The organism is Verrucosispora sp. WMMA2121 (assembly GCF_027460185.1).
Taxonomy (GTDB): Bacteria; Actinomycetota; Actinomycetes; order Mycobacteriales; family Micromonosporaceae; genus Micromonospora; species Micromonospora palythoicola.
Genome location: NZ_JAPZBH010000004.1, coordinates 45466 through 61933 on the forward strand (window position 1 = coordinate 45466; position 16468 = coordinate 61933).

The 16468-nt window shown below is 72.8% G+C and carries 15 protein-coding genes and 1 pseudogene; 7 read left to right on the forward strand and 9 right to left on the reverse strand.

Annotated features, from left to right (window positions below):
* Nucleotides 1-6: 6 nt before the first annotated feature.
* A complete protein-coding gene (trpC, locus tag O7605_RS00795; protein ID WP_210830529.1) occupies nucleotides 7-810 on the reverse strand; it encodes an indole-3-glycerol phosphate synthase TrpC in 804 nt (267 codons plus the stop codon).
* Nucleotides 811-1252: 442 nt separating this feature from the next.
* Between trpC and O7605_RS00800 the strand changes: the two genes are divergently transcribed.
* The gene (locus O7605_RS00800; protein WP_269737441.1) at nucleotides 1253-1510 is read left to right on the forward strand and encodes a hypothetical protein; all 258 of its coding nucleotides are present in this window, start codon (nucleotides 1253-1255) and stop codon (nucleotides 1508-1510) included.
* Nucleotides 1511-1571: 61 nt separating this feature from the next.
* On the opposite strand, the gene O7605_RS00805 is transcribed toward O7605_RS00800, so the two are convergent.
* The 5 genes and pseudogenes from O7605_RS00805 to O7605_RS00825 form a co-directional block, all read right to left on the reverse strand.
* On the reverse strand, nucleotides 1572-2147 hold the full coding sequence (locus tag O7605_RS00805; protein WP_269737442.1) for a Trp biosynthesis-associated membrane protein: 576 nt from the start codon (nucleotides 2145-2147) through the stop codon (nucleotides 1572-1574).
* Nucleotides 2148-2379: 232 nt separating this feature from the next.
* Nucleotides 2380-3942, reverse strand: coding sequence for an anthranilate synthase component I (locus O7605_RS00810; protein WP_269737443.1), 1563 nt, complete (start codon nucleotides 3940-3942; stop codon nucleotides 2380-2382).
* Nucleotides 3943-4018: 76 nt separating this feature from the next.
* On the reverse strand, nucleotides 4019-4447 hold the full coding sequence (gene hisI, locus O7605_RS00815) for a phosphoribosyl-AMP cyclohydrolase (RefSeq protein ID WP_269738653.1): 429 nt from the start codon (nucleotides 4445-4447) through the stop codon (nucleotides 4019-4021).
* A gap of 180 nt (nucleotides 4448-4627) precedes the next feature.
* A pseudogene (locus tag O7605_RS31825) lies at nucleotides 4628-5332 on the reverse strand (phosphoribosyl-AMP cyclohydrolase); the annotation flags it as partial.
* A 112-nt stretch (nucleotides 5333-5444) separates the two neighbouring features.
* Nucleotides 5445-5837 (reverse strand): MerR family transcriptional regulator, encoded by a 393-nt coding sequence (locus O7605_RS00825; protein ID WP_269737444.1) that lies wholly within the window; start codon nucleotides 5835-5837, stop codon nucleotides 5445-5447.
* 122 nt (nucleotides 5838-5959) lie between these two features.
* Here O7605_RS00825 and O7605_RS00830 point away from each other — a divergent pair, with 122 nt between their 5' ends.
* The 3 genes from O7605_RS00830 (at nucleotide 5960) to O7605_RS00840 (ending at nucleotide 8143) form a co-directional block, all read left to right on the forward strand.
* The gene (locus O7605_RS00830) at nucleotides 5960-6694 is read left to right on the forward strand and encodes an ABC transporter ATP-binding protein (RefSeq protein WP_269737445.1); all 735 of its coding nucleotides are present in this window, start codon (nucleotides 5960-5962) and stop codon (nucleotides 6692-6694) included.
* Nucleotides 6691-7446, forward strand: coding sequence for an ABC transporter permease (locus O7605_RS00835; protein WP_269737446.1), 756 nt, complete (start codon nucleotides 6691-6693; stop codon nucleotides 7444-7446). Before O7605_RS00830 ends, O7605_RS00835 begins: the two co-directional genes overlap by 4 nt.
* Nucleotides 7447-7519: 73 nt before the next feature.
* Entirely contained in the window at nucleotides 7520-8143 is a 624-nt protein-coding gene (locus O7605_RS00840; protein WP_269737447.1) for a TetR/AcrR family transcriptional regulator, read from the forward strand.
* A 1-nt stretch (nucleotide 8144) separates the two neighbouring features.
* Here the strand turns inward: O7605_RS00840 and O7605_RS00845 are convergent, their stop codons facing one another.
* From O7605_RS00845 to O7605_RS00855, 3 genes are all read right to left on the reverse strand, one after another.
* Entirely contained in the window at nucleotides 8145-8870 is a 726-nt protein-coding gene (locus O7605_RS00845) for a DUF2470 domain-containing protein (protein ID WP_269737448.1), read from the reverse strand.
* 64 nt (nucleotides 8871-8934) lie between these two features.
* Nucleotides 8935-10707: an ABC transporter ATP-binding protein gene (locus O7605_RS00850; protein WP_269738654.1), complete on the reverse strand. Its 1773-nt coding sequence runs from the start codon at nucleotides 10705-10707 to the stop codon at nucleotides 8935-8937.
* The gene (locus tag O7605_RS00855; RefSeq protein ID WP_269737449.1) at nucleotides 10707-12575 is read right to left on the reverse strand and encodes an ABC transporter ATP-binding protein; all 1869 of its coding nucleotides are present in this window, start codon (nucleotides 12573-12575) and stop codon (nucleotides 10707-10709) included. Before O7605_RS00855 ends, O7605_RS00850 begins: the two co-directional genes overlap by 1 nt.
* Nucleotides 12576-12733: 158 nt before the next feature.
* Between O7605_RS00855 and O7605_RS00860 the strand changes: the two genes are divergently transcribed.
* From O7605_RS00860 to O7605_RS00870, 3 genes are all read left to right on the forward strand, one after another.
* Nucleotides 12734-13363 (forward strand): TIGR03085 family metal-binding protein, encoded by a 630-nt coding sequence (locus O7605_RS00860; RefSeq protein ID WP_269737450.1) that lies wholly within the window; start codon nucleotides 12734-12736, stop codon nucleotides 13361-13363.
* Nucleotides 13364-13486: 123 nt separating this feature from the next.
* Nucleotides 13487-14425: a terpene synthase family protein gene (locus O7605_RS00865; RefSeq protein WP_269737451.1), complete on the forward strand. Its 939-nt coding sequence runs from the start codon at nucleotides 13487-13489 to the stop codon at nucleotides 14423-14425.
* A 140-nt stretch (nucleotides 14426-14565) separates the two neighbouring features.
* Nucleotides 14566-16386 (forward strand): AMP-dependent synthetase/ligase, encoded by a 1821-nt coding sequence (locus O7605_RS00870; RefSeq protein ID WP_269737452.1) that lies wholly within the window; start codon nucleotides 14566-14568, stop codon nucleotides 16384-16386.
* The last annotated feature ends 82 nt before the right edge of the window (nucleotides 16387-16468 follow it).

The window sequence follows — 16468 nt, forward strand, 5'->3', positions numbered from 1 at the left end:
CGCGGCTCAGCGCGCCGGGCGGGGGGTCGCCGGGTGGTTGCCGGCGTTGACCAGTTCGGCCACCGCCTCCCGGGGACTCTTCTGGGTGACCAGCCCCTCACCGACGAGCACCGCGTCGGCGCCGGCCGAGGCGTACCGAATCAGGTCGTGCGGACCGCGTACGCCCGACTCGGCGATCTTGACGACGTGGCTCGGCAGGCCGGGCGCGATCCGCTCGAACACGGACCGGTCGACCTGAAGGGTACGCAGGTCACGGGCGTTGACCCCGATGACCTGGGCACCGGCCTCCATGGCCCGGTCGGCCTCCTCCTCGTCGTGCACCTCGACCAGCGCGGTCATGCCCAGCGACTCGATCCGTTCCAGCAGGCCGACCAGCACGTTCTGCTCGAGCGCGGCGACGATGAGCAGCACCAGGTCGGCGCCGTGCGCGCGGGCCTCGTGCACCTGGTAGCTGGAGACCACGAAGTCCTTGCGCAGCACCGGGATGTTCACCGCGGCCCGCACGGCGGCCAGGTCGTCGAGTGAGCCACCGAACCAACGCCCCTCGGTGAGCACACTGATCGCCCGGGCCCCACCGGCGGCGTACTCGCCGGCCAGGTCCGCCGGGTCGGCGATCTCAGCCAGCTTGCCCTTGGACGGCGAGGCGCGCTTCACCTCGGCGATGACGGCGACGCCGGGCCGGCGCAGCGCCGCGTACGCGTCGAGCGGCGGCGGCGCGGCGGCGGCCAGTTCACGGATCCGCTCCAGCGGAACCTGTTCCTGCCGCCGGGCCACGTCCTCCCGGACGCCGGCCAGGATCTCGTCGAGCACGCTGACGGGCGCCGCCGGGCCGGCCTCGTTCCCCTCCGCGTGCGCATGTTCAGCAGTCACCAACGGACTCCCCTCTCCGGGTGTCATGGGCCGATGCTAGGGGGCCCCACCTGGACCCGACCGCCGGGGGTATGGCGCTCCTCACGAATCGGGCTGCGGCATAATGGCCGACTTGCGCGCACGGGTCGTCACCATGAGTAACGACATCATCGACGATCGCCCATATAGGGGCCTTCCGGCCGGCCGCTCGACGGCCAGCGATCCGGTCACGTCGATGCTGTGACCAAGCTCAAGGACCAAGGTCCCTGTGCCGGTCAGGCCCCCTACCGCAGAGTTGACGGTGCGGTCATCACCAGGAAACCCGGGCCGAGCAACATCAGGCTCGGGCACACTCGATGACGCGCCTGCCCCACCGCCACGACGATCTCTCCCCGGGGTGATCATGAGTACCTCCGCGCCGCACCAGACCATCGGACTCACCACCATCTCGCGCACCGTCGCGTCGCTCGCCGTCGGTGTGGTCCACACCTTGGAGCGGGCAATGGTCGGGCCGGACCGGATGCGGACCGCGTCCGGCAACGCCTGGGAGGCCATCTGTGCCGACCGGGCCCGAGCCGACCAGCGGGCCGAACTGGACCGCCTCGTCGCGGAACTCACCGCGGCCCGCGCCCACGCCCGCGCCCGCCAGCCGGTCGGCTGAGCGCACCCGCACCTCGCGAGGCGCACACCGGCACCCCGGCCCCCCAGCGACCTCCGGCCGGTCAGCGGACCGTCGGATCCTCCCCGCGATCCAGGGCCTCCCACGCCTCGACGGTGCCCGCGCCACCGATCGGGCCGCTGGTGCCGGTCGGCCGAGGGGTCCGACGCTCGTAGCGGGCCCCCATCGCCGGCCAGCGGTGCCCACGCAGCATGGTCAACGAACCACCGACCGCGGCGAGCAACCCGCCGAGCAGGGTGAGGGCCGGCCACTGCCAGGTGACCGGATCACCCAGGTCACCGACGAGCCCGTAACCACCACCGGCCGCGACGGCCAGACCGAGCAGGGTCAGCAGCCCGCCGAGCACCCGACGCGGCCGGCCCCGGGTGGCCAGCACCGCACCGCCGCCGGCCAGCCCGACGAGGGCCAGCGCCGGCAGCCACGGCAGCAACTGCCCGCCGGTACGCCCCTCCTCCACCAGCAGCATCGGCTCCGAGCGGCCGACCACGTCGACCACCCAGGTGCGGGTCGCCGCCCACAGCGCCAACCCCGCGCCGGCCAGGCAGAGCAGCACGGCGTACGCCAGTTCGCGCCGGCCGGCCCGCGCACCGCCGGTCCCGGTCTCCTCCGTCACGCTCACCGGACGAACCTTCCGCTCGCGACTGCGGGACTCCGCTGCGCCACGTTCCTCGCGCTCACCGAGCTGACCTTCCGCTCGCGACTGCGGGACTCCGCTGCGCTACGTTCCTCGCGCTCACCGAGCTGACCTTCCGCTCGCGACTGCGGGACTCCGCTGCGCTACGTTCCTCGCGCTCACCGAGCTGACCTTCCGCTCGCGACTGCGGGACTCCGCTGCGCTACGTTCCTCGCGCTCACCGGGCTGGCCGGAGGGTTTCCGCGGCGGCGATGGCCGCCAGCACCGCGGCGGCCTTGTTCCGGGTCTCCTGGTCCTCGGCGGCCGGGTCGGAGTCGGCCACCACGCCGGCACCGGCCTGCACGTACGCCCGGCCCGCGCGGATCAGCGCGGTCCGGATCGCGATGGCCATGTCGAGATCGCCGGCGAACCCGAAGTAGCCGACCGTGCCGCCGTAGAGGCCCCGGCGGACCGGTTCCAACTCCTCGATGATCTCCATGGCGCGCACCTTCGGGGCGCCGGAGAGCGTGCCCGCCGGAAAGGTCGCGGCGAGCGCGTCGAAGGCGGTGCGGTCCGCCCGCAGCGTGCCGACCACCGTGGAGACGATGTGCATCACGTGGCTGTACCGCTCGATGGTGGCGAACTCCGGCACCTCGACGGTGCCGGGACGACACACCCGGCCCAGATCGTTGCGCCCCAGGTCGACGAGCATCACATGCTCGGCACGCTCCTTGGGATCGGCGAGCAGTTCGGCGGCGAGCCGGTTGTCGGCCTCCGGGGTCGCGCCGCGCGGACGGGTGCCGGCGATCGGATGCAGCAGCGCCCGCCGCTCGCCGTCCACCTCACCCGTCACCTTCAGGTGCGCCTCCGGTGACGACCCGACGATGTCGAAGTCGTCGAAGCGCAGCAGGTACATGTAAGGGCTGGGATTCGTCGTGCGCAGCACCCGGTAGACGTCCAGCGGGTCGGCGTCGGTCTCCCGCTCGAACCGCTGCGCGAGCACGATCTGGAAGCACTCACCGGCCCGGATCGCCTCCTTCGCCGCCTCCACCGCCTTCGGGTACCCGCCGCCCGGGGTACGGCTGCGCACCTCGCCGGCCGGCGGTCGGGCGACCGTGGCGACCATCGGCGGAATGGGCCGCGACAGTGCGGTGGTCATCGCGTCCAGCCGGCCCACCGCGTGGTGGTAGGCGGCGGTGACCCGCTCGTCGCGGCCCGGCTCGTCGAGCGGCGGCAGGATGGCGTTGGCGACCAGGATCGCCGAACCGTCGAAGTGGTCGAGCACCACCAGGTCGGTGGCGAGCATCATGCCCAGCTCGGGCAGGCGCAGGTCGTCCTCGGTGAGCGCGGGCAACCGCTCGAAGCGGCGGATGAGGTCGTAGCCGAGATAGCCGACCATGCCGCCGGTCAGCGGTGGCGTCCCGTCACCCGGCGCGCCGGGCGGGCCGGCCAGCGCCGCCACCGTGGCGCGCAGCACCTCGACCGGATCCCCGGTGGTCGGCAGCCCGACCGGCGGCACGCCGAGCCAGGCCGCGGCACCGTCCCGCTCGACAAGCGTGGCGCTGCTGCGCACCCCGACGAAGGAGTACCGGGCCCAGGCCAGGCCGGACGAGCCGACGCCCTGCTCGGCGGACTCCAACAGGAACGTACCCGGACCGCCGGCGAGCTTGCGGTAGACGCCGACCGGGGTCTCCGCGTCGGCGAGCAGCCGGCGGGTGACCGGCACCACCCGCCACCGGGCGGCCAGCTCGGTGAAGGTGGCCGCGTCGGGGCTCACCCGACCGTCACTCCGCTCGCTCATGCCGGCACTCCGCTTCGCTCCGTGCCGTCATGAGGCACCACCGCGCTGAGCCTGATGATTCGCTCGCTCCGCTCGCTCACGAGGTCACCTGGCCGGTGACCGGGAGTTCGTCGGAGAAGCAGGTGCGCTGCCCGGTGTGGCAGGCGGCGCCGACCTGGTCCACGCTCACCAGCACCGCGTCGCCGTCGCAGTCGAGGGCCACCGAGCGGACGTACTGGTGGTGGCCGGAGGTGGCGCCCTTGACCCAGTACTCACGCCGGCTGCGCGACCAGTAGGTGGCCCGACCGGTGGTCAGCGTGCGGTGCAGCGCCTCGTCGTCCATCCAGGCCATCATCAGCACCTCACCGCTGTCGTGTTGGCGGACCACGGCGGCCACCAGACCGTCGGGAGTACGCCGTAGGCGGCCGGCGATCGCCGGGTCGAGCCGAGACGGTCGCTGCGAACCGCCCGGCGACTCCGGCAGGTCAGGGTGGGCGCCGGTCACCGGCGCGTCAGGAACGGGCACAGTGACCCATTGTCCGGCACGCGGCGCGGGTACCCCAGCCGGCTCCCGGTTGACGGACGGCGTGCCGCCGCCGGGCCGGCCCAACTGGGCCACGTAGCGGTCCAGCCGCCCGTCCAGCAGGGCGTCGGCGAGGTCCGGACCGGCCACCCCCGCCACCTCGGTGGCGTACGGGCGGATCAGTGGCAGGGTGCCGGTCACCAGGCGGGCCGCCGCCGCCCACACCTGTCCGGTCGAGCCGGGACGCAGGCCGAGGCAGCGCAGCATGTCCTCGCGGTAGCCGGCGGGTGCCACCGGTAGGTCGAGCGCGGCGGCGAAGGCCGACCGGCGGGAGACCACCCGTACCGACGGGTTCGCCAGCCGCAACACCGACGGGCAGAGCCGGGCCAGGTCGGCGGCGGCCAGCCGGGCGCCGAGCGCGTCCTCGGTGTCCCGGGCGGCGGCCACCTTGCCCAGCGTGGCGATCAGTTCCTCCAGCCGTGGCTCGTCGGCCGGCTGGCAGAGCACCGGCAGGTCGATGCGGTGCCGCCAGTACGAGTCGGCCCACAGCAGCCGGGTGGGTGCCGTCACCGGCAGGCCGAACGCCCAGTCGGCCGGCTCACCGAGCCGGGTCACCCACGAGTGGATGTCCCGGGCCGCGACCGACACGTGGGTCAGTCGGCCGGAGTGCTCCGCGAGGTAGGCCCGCCGGGCCGCGTACGGAGCGCCGCCGAGCAGGACGTCGACGTCGACGTCGCTGTGCGCGGTGGCGGCCCGGCGCGCGTGGCTGCCGCGCAGCAGGATGCCCACCACGGGCCGGTCGGCGGTGGCCCGCAGCCGTGCGGTCCAGTCGTCGAAGAACCCACTGTCCGGTGACGGAGCGTGATCCACCGCGCCATCGTGCCGCACGTCCGATCGGGGTGCAATGCCCGGTGACGGACCTGGCGTCCGATCTGTGGCTACCTGTGCTTGCTACGGCCTTGTTACTCTACGAGATTTTCGTCCCGATCAGGAGCCTCGGTCAGTCGAGCTCGCCGAGCTCCGCCCGCCGGTAGTGGTCGATCTTGAAGTCGAGCACCTTGAGGTCCTCCTCCAGCTCGGCCATCCGGTGCAGCACCCGCACCCGATGCTCCTCGAACAGTGCCCGCCGGGCGCCGAGCGTGCCGTCACCCTGGCGGGCCAGTTCGACGTAGCGACGCATGTCGCGCACCGGCATGCCGGTGCGGCGCAGCCTGGTCAGCAGCAGCAACCAGTTGACGTCCTGCGGGGTGTAGCGACGCCGGCCGGCGGAGTCCCGGCCCACCGGGGCCACCAGCCCCTCCTGCTCGTACCAACGCAACGTGTGGGTGGTCAGGCCGACCCGCTGGGCCGCCTCGCTGACGGTGAAGGTCGGCTCCCGGGTACCGATGTCCATCGTTCGAGGGTCGCAGCACCGGCCGGCCCGGCGCGACCCCGCTCCGGTGGCCGCGCCTTGCCGAAGCGGCGGTATTTCATCTACCGTTGATTTCAACAGACGATGAATTAGGGAGGTGGGCGATGGCGGACGCGATCGCCGTCCGGGGCCTGGTCGTGGACCGGGGCGGACGGCGGGTGCTGCACGGGATCGACGCCACGGTGCCGCGTGGCTCGGTCACCGGCCTGCTCGGGCCGAGCGGCAGCGGCAAGACCACGTTGCTGCGGGCGATCGTCGGAGTGCAGGTGATCGCCGCCGGCACGGTGACGGTGCTCGGAGCCCCGGCCGGCTCGCCGCCGCTGCGCCACCGGGTCGGTTACCTGACCCAGGCGCCGAGCGTCTACGCCGACCTGACGGTGCGGGAGAACGCCCGCTACTTCGCGACCCTGCACGGTCGCGACCGGGCCGAGGCCGACCGCGCGGTGGCCGACGTCGGGCTGGCCTCGGCGGCCGGCCAACTGGTCGGCACCCTCTCCGGCGGCCAGCGCAGCCGGGCGTCGCTGGCCTGCGCACTTGTCGGCCAGCCCGAGCTGATCGTGTTGGACGAGCCCACCGTCGGCCAGGATCCGGTGCTGCGGGCCGACCTCTGGGCCCGCTTCCACGCCCTGGCCGCGACCGGGACGACCCTGCTGGTGTCCAGCCACGTGATGGACGAGGCCGCCCGGTGCGACCGGTTGCTGCTCATCCGCGAGGGCCGGCTCATCGCCGACGACACGCCGGCGGCCGTCCGGGCCGCCGCCGGCGTGGACGATCTCGACGAGGCCTTCCTGCGGCTGATCCGAGCCGCCCAGCCCGACCCTTCCGGGGAGGCACGATGAACCCGCGCATCCTGGCCGCCACCGTCGGGCGCATCCTGCGGCAGTTGCGCCACGACAGACGCACCGTCGCGCTGCTGGTGGCCGTGCCGACCGTCCTGCTCACCCTGGTCTACTACATGTACGCCGACCAGCCCGCGCCGCCCGGACAGCCGTCGAGCTTCGACCGGATCGCCCTGGTGATGCTCGGCTTCTTCCCGTTCATCATCATGTTCCTGGTGACCAGCATCGCGATGCTGCGCGAGCGCACCACCGGCACGCTGGAACGACTGCTCACCACCCCACTGGCCAAGACCGACCTGCTCTTCGGGTACGGCATCGCCTTCGGGCTGGCCGGCGCGGTGCAGGCCGGCATCGCCTCGGCCGTCGCGTACTGGGTCTTCGGCCTGCAGACGGCCGGCAGCAGCGCTCTGGTCATCATGATCGCCGCGCTGAACGCGGTGCTCGCCGTCGCGCTCGGCCTGCTCTGCAGCGCCTTCGCCCGCACCGAGTTCCAGGCCGTACAGTTCATGCCGGTCGTGGTCGCACCGCAACTGCTGCTCTGCGGGCTGTTCGTGCCCCGCGACGAGATGGCCGGCTGGTTGCAGGCGATCAGTGACGTGCTGCCGCTGTCGTACGCCGTCGAGGCCCTGCAGGAAGTCGGCACACACGCCGAACCGACCGGCACCATGTGGCGCGACGTGGCGATCGTCGCCGTCGCGGCGGTGCTGGCGTTGGTGCTCGCCGCGGCCACCCTGCGCCGGCGCAGCGGCTGAGGCCGGTGGTGCCGCCCCGGCGCGCGCCCCGCGAGGGCCGGGGCGGCACCACGGACAGGAGCGAGGGAGGACGATGGTACGGCGCAGCGGACGGCGACCGGGCAGACCCGGCACCCGGGACACGATCCTCGACGCGGCCCGGGCCGCGTTCGCCGACCGCGGCTACGACGCCAGCACCATCCGGGCCATCGCCGCCTCGGCCGGGGTCGACCCGGCCCTGGTGCACCACTACTTCGGCACCAAGGAACAGCTCTTCCTGGCCGCCATGCGTTTTCCGGTCAACCCCGGGGAACTGCTGCCGAAGGTGCTCGCCGGTGACCGTGCCGCCCTCGGCGAGCGGCTGGTCCGCATGTTCGTCACGGTGTGGGACTCGCCGGCCGGTGCCGCCGGGGTGGCTCTGCTGCGTTCGGCGGTCAGCAGCGAGTGGACCGCCCGGCTGCTGCGCGAGTTCCTCACCACCCAGGTGCTGCGCCGCGTTCTCGATCATCTCGACGTCGACCCGGCCGAGGTGCCGCTGCGCGGGTCGCTCGTGGCCAGCCAACTCGTCGGGCTGGCGCTGATGCGCTACGTGATCCGACTGGAACCGGTCGCCTCCGCCGCGCCGGAGACCCTGATCGCCACGGTCGGGCCGACCGTGCACCGCTATCTCACCGGCGCTCTCGACGGTGTGCCCCACTCGGCACCCTCGGAGCGGTAGCTCAGCCCGCGCGGAGCACCGGGTGCAGCAGCCGGGTCAACTCGGCCCGGCCGGCCAGCCGGCGACCGAAGGCGAGCCGGGCCCGTCGCCGGGCGCCCGGCCGGCCGAAGGTCACCAGCATCCCGTACCTGTCGATCCGCTCGACCCGTGGCGCGTGGTCGGCCGGACCGGCGGCCAGGCCGAGCTGCCGGCACAGGTAGTCGGTCAGCCGCGAGGCGTGGTCCTCGCCCAGTTCGGCGAGCAGCTCCGCCTCGACCGGGTGCAGCGGATCCGGCTCGGCCTCGGCGTACGCCTGCGGATCGACGCGGCGCAACTCGCCGGCCCGGTGCCAACGGGCCTCGGCCACCTCGAAGCGGAACAGCCGGAAGCGGGTGCCGACGTCGAGCAGGTCGCCGGTGGGCTCCACCGTGGCGAAGTCCACCGCGGCGGCCCGCGCCTCGTCACCGGCCAACCGACGCGCCCAACCGGAGACCAGGGCCCGACCCAGTGACGGCGCCCCGGCGGCGGGCGGCAGGTCGAGCACGTCGAGCACCACCGCGACCGCCCGGTCCTCGGCGCCCAACGCCGCCGCGAGATCGCTCACCACCGGCACCAGCAGCAGCACCCGCCCCTCGGGGTCGGTGGCGTGGCGCGCGTGGTGCAGGCCGGGCCGGCAGGCCAGATGGACGAGGCCGGGCAACCGACCCGCGACCAGGGTCCGGACGATCTCGGCGGGGCTGGGCCGCATGACACGACCTCCTTTGAGGTTAGGCTTACCTAACTCGGAGGGTATGGCATCGGCCCGACGGCGTCTACCGGGTCTGCTCAAGCCACGAGGCGTAGAGCAGTCCGTACACCGAATCCGGGTCGCGGATCAGCTCGTCGTGCGAGCCACGCTGCACGATCCGCCCCCGGTCCACCACGATCACCTCGTCGGCGTTCTGCGCGGTGGACAGCCGGTGGGCGATCGCCAGAGTGGTCCGGCCCCGGGTCACCGCGTCCAACGTCCGCTGCAACCGCACCTCGGTGGCCGGATCCACCGCACTCGTCGCCTCGTCCAGCACCAGCAGGTCCGGATCGGCCACGTACGCCCGGGCCAGCGCCACCAACTGGCGCTCCCCCACGCTCAACGCCTCACCACGCTCGCCCACCCCGGTCGCCAACCCGGCGGGCAGCCCGTCCAGCCAGTCGGCCAGCCCCAACTCGGTGAAGGCGGCGGCGAGCTGCTCATCGGAAAGCTCCGGACGGGCGAAGCGGACGTTGTCGGCCACCGTGGCGTCGAACAGGAACCCGTCCTGCGGCACCATCACCACCCGGGAGCGCAGCGAGTCGAAACGCACGTCGGTGAGCGGCACCCCCGACAGCAGCACCGCCCCCGCCGACGGGTCCATCAGCCGGGTGACCAGCTTGGCGAAGGTGGTCTTGCCGCTGCCGGTCTCACCGACCACCGCCACCCGGCTCTTCGCCGGGATCTCCAGGCTGATGTCGTGCAGCACCGTCGGACCACCTGGATAGGCGAAGCGCACGTCGGCGAAGCGGATGTCCAGCGGCCCGGTGGGCAGTTCCCGCCCCTGCGGTCCGGGATCCGCCACGTCCGGTGCGACGTCCAGCACGTCGAGCACCCGTCGCCAGCCGGCGATCGCGTTCTGCGCCTCGTTGAGCACCTCGGTGGCGATCTGCACGGGCTGGATGAAGAGCGTCACCAGGAACAGGAACGCGGTGATCTCACCGATGCTCAGCGTCCGGTCGGCACCGAGGAACACCCCCAGCACCACCACGCCGGCCAACGCCAGACCGGCGGCCAGCTCACCGACCGAGCTGCCGAGAATGCTGATCCGGATCGCCTTCTGCTGGGCCCGCCGCTGACCGTCGATCGCCTCGTCCAACCGCCGGGCGGTGCGTCCCGCGATGCCGTACGCCCGGATCACCGGCGCGCCGACCACGCTCTCCCCGACCGCACCCAGCAGGGCACCGGTACGCTGCCGGACCACCCCGTACGCCGCGGCGAGCCGGCGTTGGAGCAGCCGGATCACCAGCACCGCCGGCCCGAAGGCGGCGAACACCACAAGCGTCAACTGCCACGAGTACGCCAGCATCACGGCCGTGGTGACCGCCAACTGACCCAGGTTGACCAGCAGGATCACCCCACCCCACTGGAGGAACTGGGTGATCTGGTCGACGTCGCTGGTGACCCGGGACACCAGCGAACCGCGCCGCTCCGACTGCTGGTGCAGCATCGACAGGTCGTGCACGTGCCGGAAGGCCCGGATCCGCACCCCCGCCAGGGCCGTCTCACTGACCGTGAACAGTCGGCGCATCATCAGGTAGCCACAGGCCGTGGTCACCACCAGCACCGCGGCGGTGACCGACACCACCACGAACAACGCGTCCAGGTTCAACCCACCGGCGATACCCCGGTCGATGCCCTGCTGCACCGCCACCGGCACGGCCACCCGGCCGACCATGTACACGAGGGCCAGACCGAGGGTGCCGGCCAGCCCGACCCGCAGCTCCGGGGAGAGCGCCAGCCCCCGCCGCAGCGTCCGCCACGTCGACTCGGCCTGCTCCGGCGCCTCGCCGCCCATCACCGGTCCACCTCCAGTCCGGAGGTCATCGGGGTGACCTCGTCGTACGTGCGCTGCCGGTCGTGGTCGACCTCGGCCTGCTCGTAGGCGGTGACGAGATCGGCGTAACCCGGCACGGTGGCCAGCAGCGTGCTGTGCGTGCCCCGCGCCACCACCCGCCCCTGCTCCAGGTAGATGACCTCGTCGGCGAGGGCGATGGTCGCCCGCCGGTAGGCCACCACCAGGATCGACGCGCCCGGGCCGCCGCCGGCCGAGGAGCGCAGCCCGGCCAGGATGGCGGCCTCCACCCGAGGGTCGACCGCGCTCGTCGCGTCGTCGAGCACCAGCAGGCGGGGACGTCCCGCCAACGCCCGGGCGAGGGTGAGCCGCTGCCGCTGGCCGCCGGAGAGCGAGGTACCCCGCTCGCCGACCATGGTGTCCAGACCGGCGGGCAGGGCGGCGACGAACCCGTCCGCCTCGGCCAGCCGCAGCGCGGCCCAGACCGCCTCGTCGTCCACGCCGGGCCGGTCCAGCGACACGTTGGCCCGTACGGTGTCGTCGAAGACGAACGGCACCTGGGCGACCAGCGCGGCGGTACCGGCGAGCACGTCCGCGGCCAGGTCCCGGACGTCCACCCCGTCGATGCTCACCGTGCCCGACCGGGGATCGACCAGCCGGACCGCCAGCGCGGTGACGGTGGACTTGCCGGCCCCGGTCGGCCCGACCAGGGCGACGGTCCTGCCGGCCGGCACCGTGAAGGAGACCTCGCCCAACACCTCGGCGCCGGGCAGGTGCGCCTCGGCGGGCTCGTAGGCGAAGCCGACGTCGGTGAAGGTGAGCGTGGCTGGCGTCGCCACGGCCGGGTCGGGCCGGAGGTCGCCGTACGGCATCTCGCCGGTGGCGTCGAGTACCCGGCGGATCCGGTCCCAGCCGGCGACGCTGCGCGGCAGTTCGGCGAGCACCCAGCCGATGGCCCGCACCGGAAAGGCCAGCACGGTGAACAGGAAGGCCACGCTGACCAGCTCGGACACCTCGATGGCGCCCTGCCGCAGCCGGTACGCCCCGACCACCAGCACCGCGAGGGTGCCGAGACTGGGCAGCGTCTCCAGCATCGGGTCGAAGATGCCCCGCAGCCGGCCGACCGAGATCAACGCGTCGCGCAACTGGCCGGCCCGGGCCGCGAACCGGGCGGTCTCCTGGGCCTCCCGACCCATCGTCTTGACCACCAGGGCGCCGTCGAAGCTCTCGTGCGCGATGCCGCTGACCTCGGCGCGCAGCCGCTGCGCCCGCGCTTGGCGCGGGGCCATCCGACGGGAGTACGCCACGTTGAGCGCGAACAGGGCCGGAAAGACGGCCAGCCCGACCAGCGCCAGTGCCCAGTCGACGGCGAACAGCGACGTCACCGCACCGACCAGCATCACGAGCGTGCCCACCGCGAAGGGCAGCGGCGCGATCGGTTGCCAGGCGGCCTCGACATCGGAGTTGGCGTTGGACAGCAACGTGCCGGTCGCGTTGCGGTGGTGCCAGGACAGCGGCAGTTCCAGGTAGCGGCGGGTGACCCGGCGACGGTAGGCGGCCTGCAGGCGGAACTGCATGTAGCCGGCGCCCAGTCGGCGACCGAAGATGCCGACCACCCGCAGCACGCTCAGCCCGAGCAGCGCCGCGGCGGCCAGCGCCAGCGCGCCCACCGCCACCGAACCGGTCTGCACGGCCGGCACCACCACGTCACCGACGACCGCGCCGACCACGAACGCGCTGGCGACCACCATCAGGCCGAACAGCACGCTGCCGGACACGGCGACCGCGAAGATCCTCGGTTGTTCCCGGATGGCCCGCCCGAGGACGCTCAGCCCGCGACCGAGCACGTCCCGACTAGTCCCGCTCGCCACATTCTCCCCCGCCGTAAGCCGCCACAATCATCTCTCATCCTTACCGCTGCGCGTCGGGTACGCCGACCCGAGGAGATATGTCCGACGTCACCCCACGGCCGGATCGACAGCGCCCGCTCGACACGCGACCCCCGCCGCCTCGGCCTACGATCACTGTCATGTCGCGGTACGCCCGATCGGAGCGCGAGGCGCTCGCCGAGCTGATGTCCACCCTGGGCCCGGACGCCCCGACCCTCAACGAGGGCTGGACGACCCGTGACCTCGCCGCGCATCTGGTGGTGCGGGAACGTCGGCCGGACGCCGCGGCGGGAATCGTCGTCCCGCCACTCGGCGGCCACGCCGAACGGGTGCGACGCCGGGTCGCCGCGCTCGACTGGACCGAGCTGCTCGGCCAGGTGCGGCACCCGCCGGTGTGGAGCCCGGTGAGCAACCCGCTCACCGACGAGCTGACGAACACGTTGGAGTTCTTCATCCACCACGAGGACGTCCGTCGGGCCCGGGCGGGCTGGCAGCCGCGCGACCTGCCGGTGGGGTTGGAGCGGGCGTTGTGGCGACGGCTGTCGGCGCTCGGCCGGCTGGCCCTGCGCCGCTTCCCCGCCCAGGTGCTGGTGCAGGCCCCCGGCCACGGCGAGGTGGCCACCGGCCGGGGCGGCGAACCGCTGCGGCTGGTCGGCACGCCCGGTGAGCTGGCCCTGTTCCTGTCCGGCCGGCAGCGTGCGGCGCGGGTGCAGCTCGACGGGCCCCCGGCCCTGGCCGATCGGCTCCGCACCGCCAGCCTGGGCTTCTAACGCTCTGTGCGGAACCGGTCACGACAATTTCCGAAACGTTACTTGACGCATCGACCGACCACCATCGGTGCTCCCGTACGCTGGCCCGCGCCGCCTCGTGGGGGGGTGGCGACAGGGAGCGCGATGCGAAGCTTTGTGGTCTCGGCCCTGCGAGAGCCTCCGTTCACCGGCGTCCGGCACGGCGAAACCGAGCGCGTGGCCCGGGAGAGCGCGGACTGGGCGCAGCAGCTGGGCCTGATCAGTAACGGCCAGCGGCTGCACCGGGCGGATGCCGCCGGGCTCGCCGGACGGGCCTGCCCGCAGGCCCCGCCGGAGCGCCTGCGGCTGCTGACCGACCTGATCTCCTGGCTGTTCGTGATGGACGACGCCTGCGACGAGGACGGGCTCGGCGCCGAGCCCACCCGACTCGCGCCGACCGTGGCCGCGCTGCTGGACGTGCTGGACCGCCAGGGCGCGCCGGGTCCGACGCCGCCCGGAGCAGCCGGGACGCTGGCGCTCGGGCTGACCGATTTGTGCCAACGGGTACGCGGCCACCGGCGCCCGGCCGTGCTGCTGCGGTTCGTCGCCGGGATGCGCGAGTACCTGCTCGCGCTGCTGTGGGAGGCGGCGAACCGGGAGCACGAGCGGGTTCCGCCGGTCGACGAGTACGTCCAGATGCGCCGACACACCGGCGCCGTGTACCCCAGCCTCACCCTGACCGACCTGGCCCTGGACGGCTTTCCACCGGCCGCCCGCCGGGCCGACCCCGGCTGGGCCACCCTGGAGATGCTCGCCGCCGACCTGATCTGCTGGTGCAACGACGTCTTCTCCTACGCCAAGGAGCACCACGGCGGGCCGGACGCGCACAACCTGATCACGGTGCTGACCAGGGAGACCGGTGACGAGTCGACGGCGCTGCGAGCCGCCGCCGACCGGTTCAACGACCGGCTCGGCGCGTACCTGGCGGCCGAGACCGACCTGTTGGCCCACCACGGCGACGCGGTGCGCCCGGCGCTGGACAGCCGGCGGAACTGGATCCGGGCCACCTACGACTGGTCACGCGCGGCGGCGCGCTACGCGTGAGACGAGGGTTCCATCTGCCGGGAACGGACTGGTGGATGATCGTCAGGGCTAGCCGACGCCCGGTGCCAGGCAATACCCTTCGGTAACGAACACCGACCGTGACGACCGTCACGCCTCCACCCCCGAAGGCGGCTACAGCGATGGCTCTCGATGTACCGTACACCTCAATTCCTGACATGTTCCTCAAGCGCGTGGCGGCGTCCCCCGACCGCCACGCCTTTGCCCACCCCGGCCCGGACGGACCGGTCTGGCTGACCTGGGCACAGGTCTCGCAGCGGGCCAAGGCGGTCGCCGCCGGCCTGCACGGCCTGGGCGTCGGTCAGGAGGACCGGGTCGCGATCCTGGCGAACACCCGGATCGAGTGGGTGATCGCCGACTTCGGCATCATGTGCGCCAGCGGTGCCACGACCACGGTCTACCCGACCACCGAGCCCGAGGACGCGACCTACATCGTCTCCGACTCCGGCTCCAGCGTGCTGTTCGCGGAGAACCCGGACCAGGCGGCCAAGATCGCCGGAGCGCAGCTGCCCGCGCTGACCCACGTGGTCCTCTTCGACGGCGCCCCCGACCCGTCCGCGGCCGTGCCCCAGCTGACCCTGGCGCAACTGGAGGAGCAGGGGGCCCAGCGGCTCGCCGAGGACCCGGAGCTGATCGAGCGCCTGGTCGCCGGCATCGGCCCGGATCACCTGGCCACCCTGATCTACACCTCCGGCACCACCGGCCGACCCAAGGGTGTCGAGCTGCTGCACGGCGGCTGGTGCTGGGAGGGCGTGGCGCAGGAGGCGGTCGGGCTGCTCCGCGAGGACGACCTGCAGTACCTCTGGCTGCCGCTGTCCCACTCGTTCGGCAAGACGCTGCTCTGCGGCGCCACGCACGTCGGCCTGCCCACGTACGTGGACGGTCGGGTCGACAAGCTCGTCGAACTGCTCTCGGTGGTCCGCCCGACGCTGATGTGTGGCGCGCCCCGGGTCTTCGAGAAGGTCTACAACAAGTCGGTCACGACCGCGCAGGACGCCGGTGGGGCGAAGGCCAAGATCTTCGCGTGGGCGGTCGGCGTCGGCAAGGAGAAGGTCGCCCTGGAGCAGGCCGGCAAGCCGGTGCCGGGTGGGCTGAAGCTCAAGTACACGCTGGCGGAGAAGCTGGTCTTCAGCAAGCTCCAGGCCCGTCTCGGTGGTCGGATCCGGGTGCTGGTCTCCGGTGCCGCCCCGCTGAGCCCGGAGATCGCCACCTTCTTCGCCGCGGCGAACCTGCCCATCTCGGAGGGCTACGGTCTGACCGAGACCAGCGCCGGCAACTTCGTCAACCCGCCCGACGGGTTGCGGATCGGCACCGTCGGCAAGGCGATGGGCGACCTCGAGTGCCGCATCGACACCGACGGCGAGATCCTGATCAAGGGCCGACCGGTGATGCGGGGCTACCACAACCTGCCCGAGGAGACCGCCGCCGCCTTCACCGAGGACGGCTTCTTCCGTACCGGCGACATCGGCAGCCTCGACGACGACGGTTACCTGCGCATCACCGACCGCAAGAAGGACCTGGTCAAGACCTCCGGCGGCAAGTACGTCGCGCCGTCGCACATCGAGGGCATGTTCAAGGCCACCTGCCCGTACACCTCGCAGGCCGTGGTGATCGGTCAGGCCCGCAACTACTGCACCATGCTGGTGACGCTGGACCCGGACGCCATCACCGGCTGGGCGGCCGGCACCCCGCTGGAAGGTCGCCCGTACGCCGAGATCGTGGCCTCCCCCGAGGCCCAGGCCATGGTGGAGGAGTACGTCGCCCAGCTCAACCAGAAGCTGAACCGCTGGGAGACCATCAAGAAGGTCACCATCCTGCCGCGCGATCTGACCATCGAGGACGGCGAGATCACCCCGTCGCTGAAGATCAAGCGTCGGGGCGTGGAGAGCAACTTCTCCGACGAGATCGACAAGATGTACGCCGGCACCGTCGCCGAGATCTGACGACCCCACCGCGTCGGCCCCGCACTCGTCCCTCCCCGGGGTGCGGGGCCGATCCGTGTCGCGCCACGACCGGCGGCGAGGG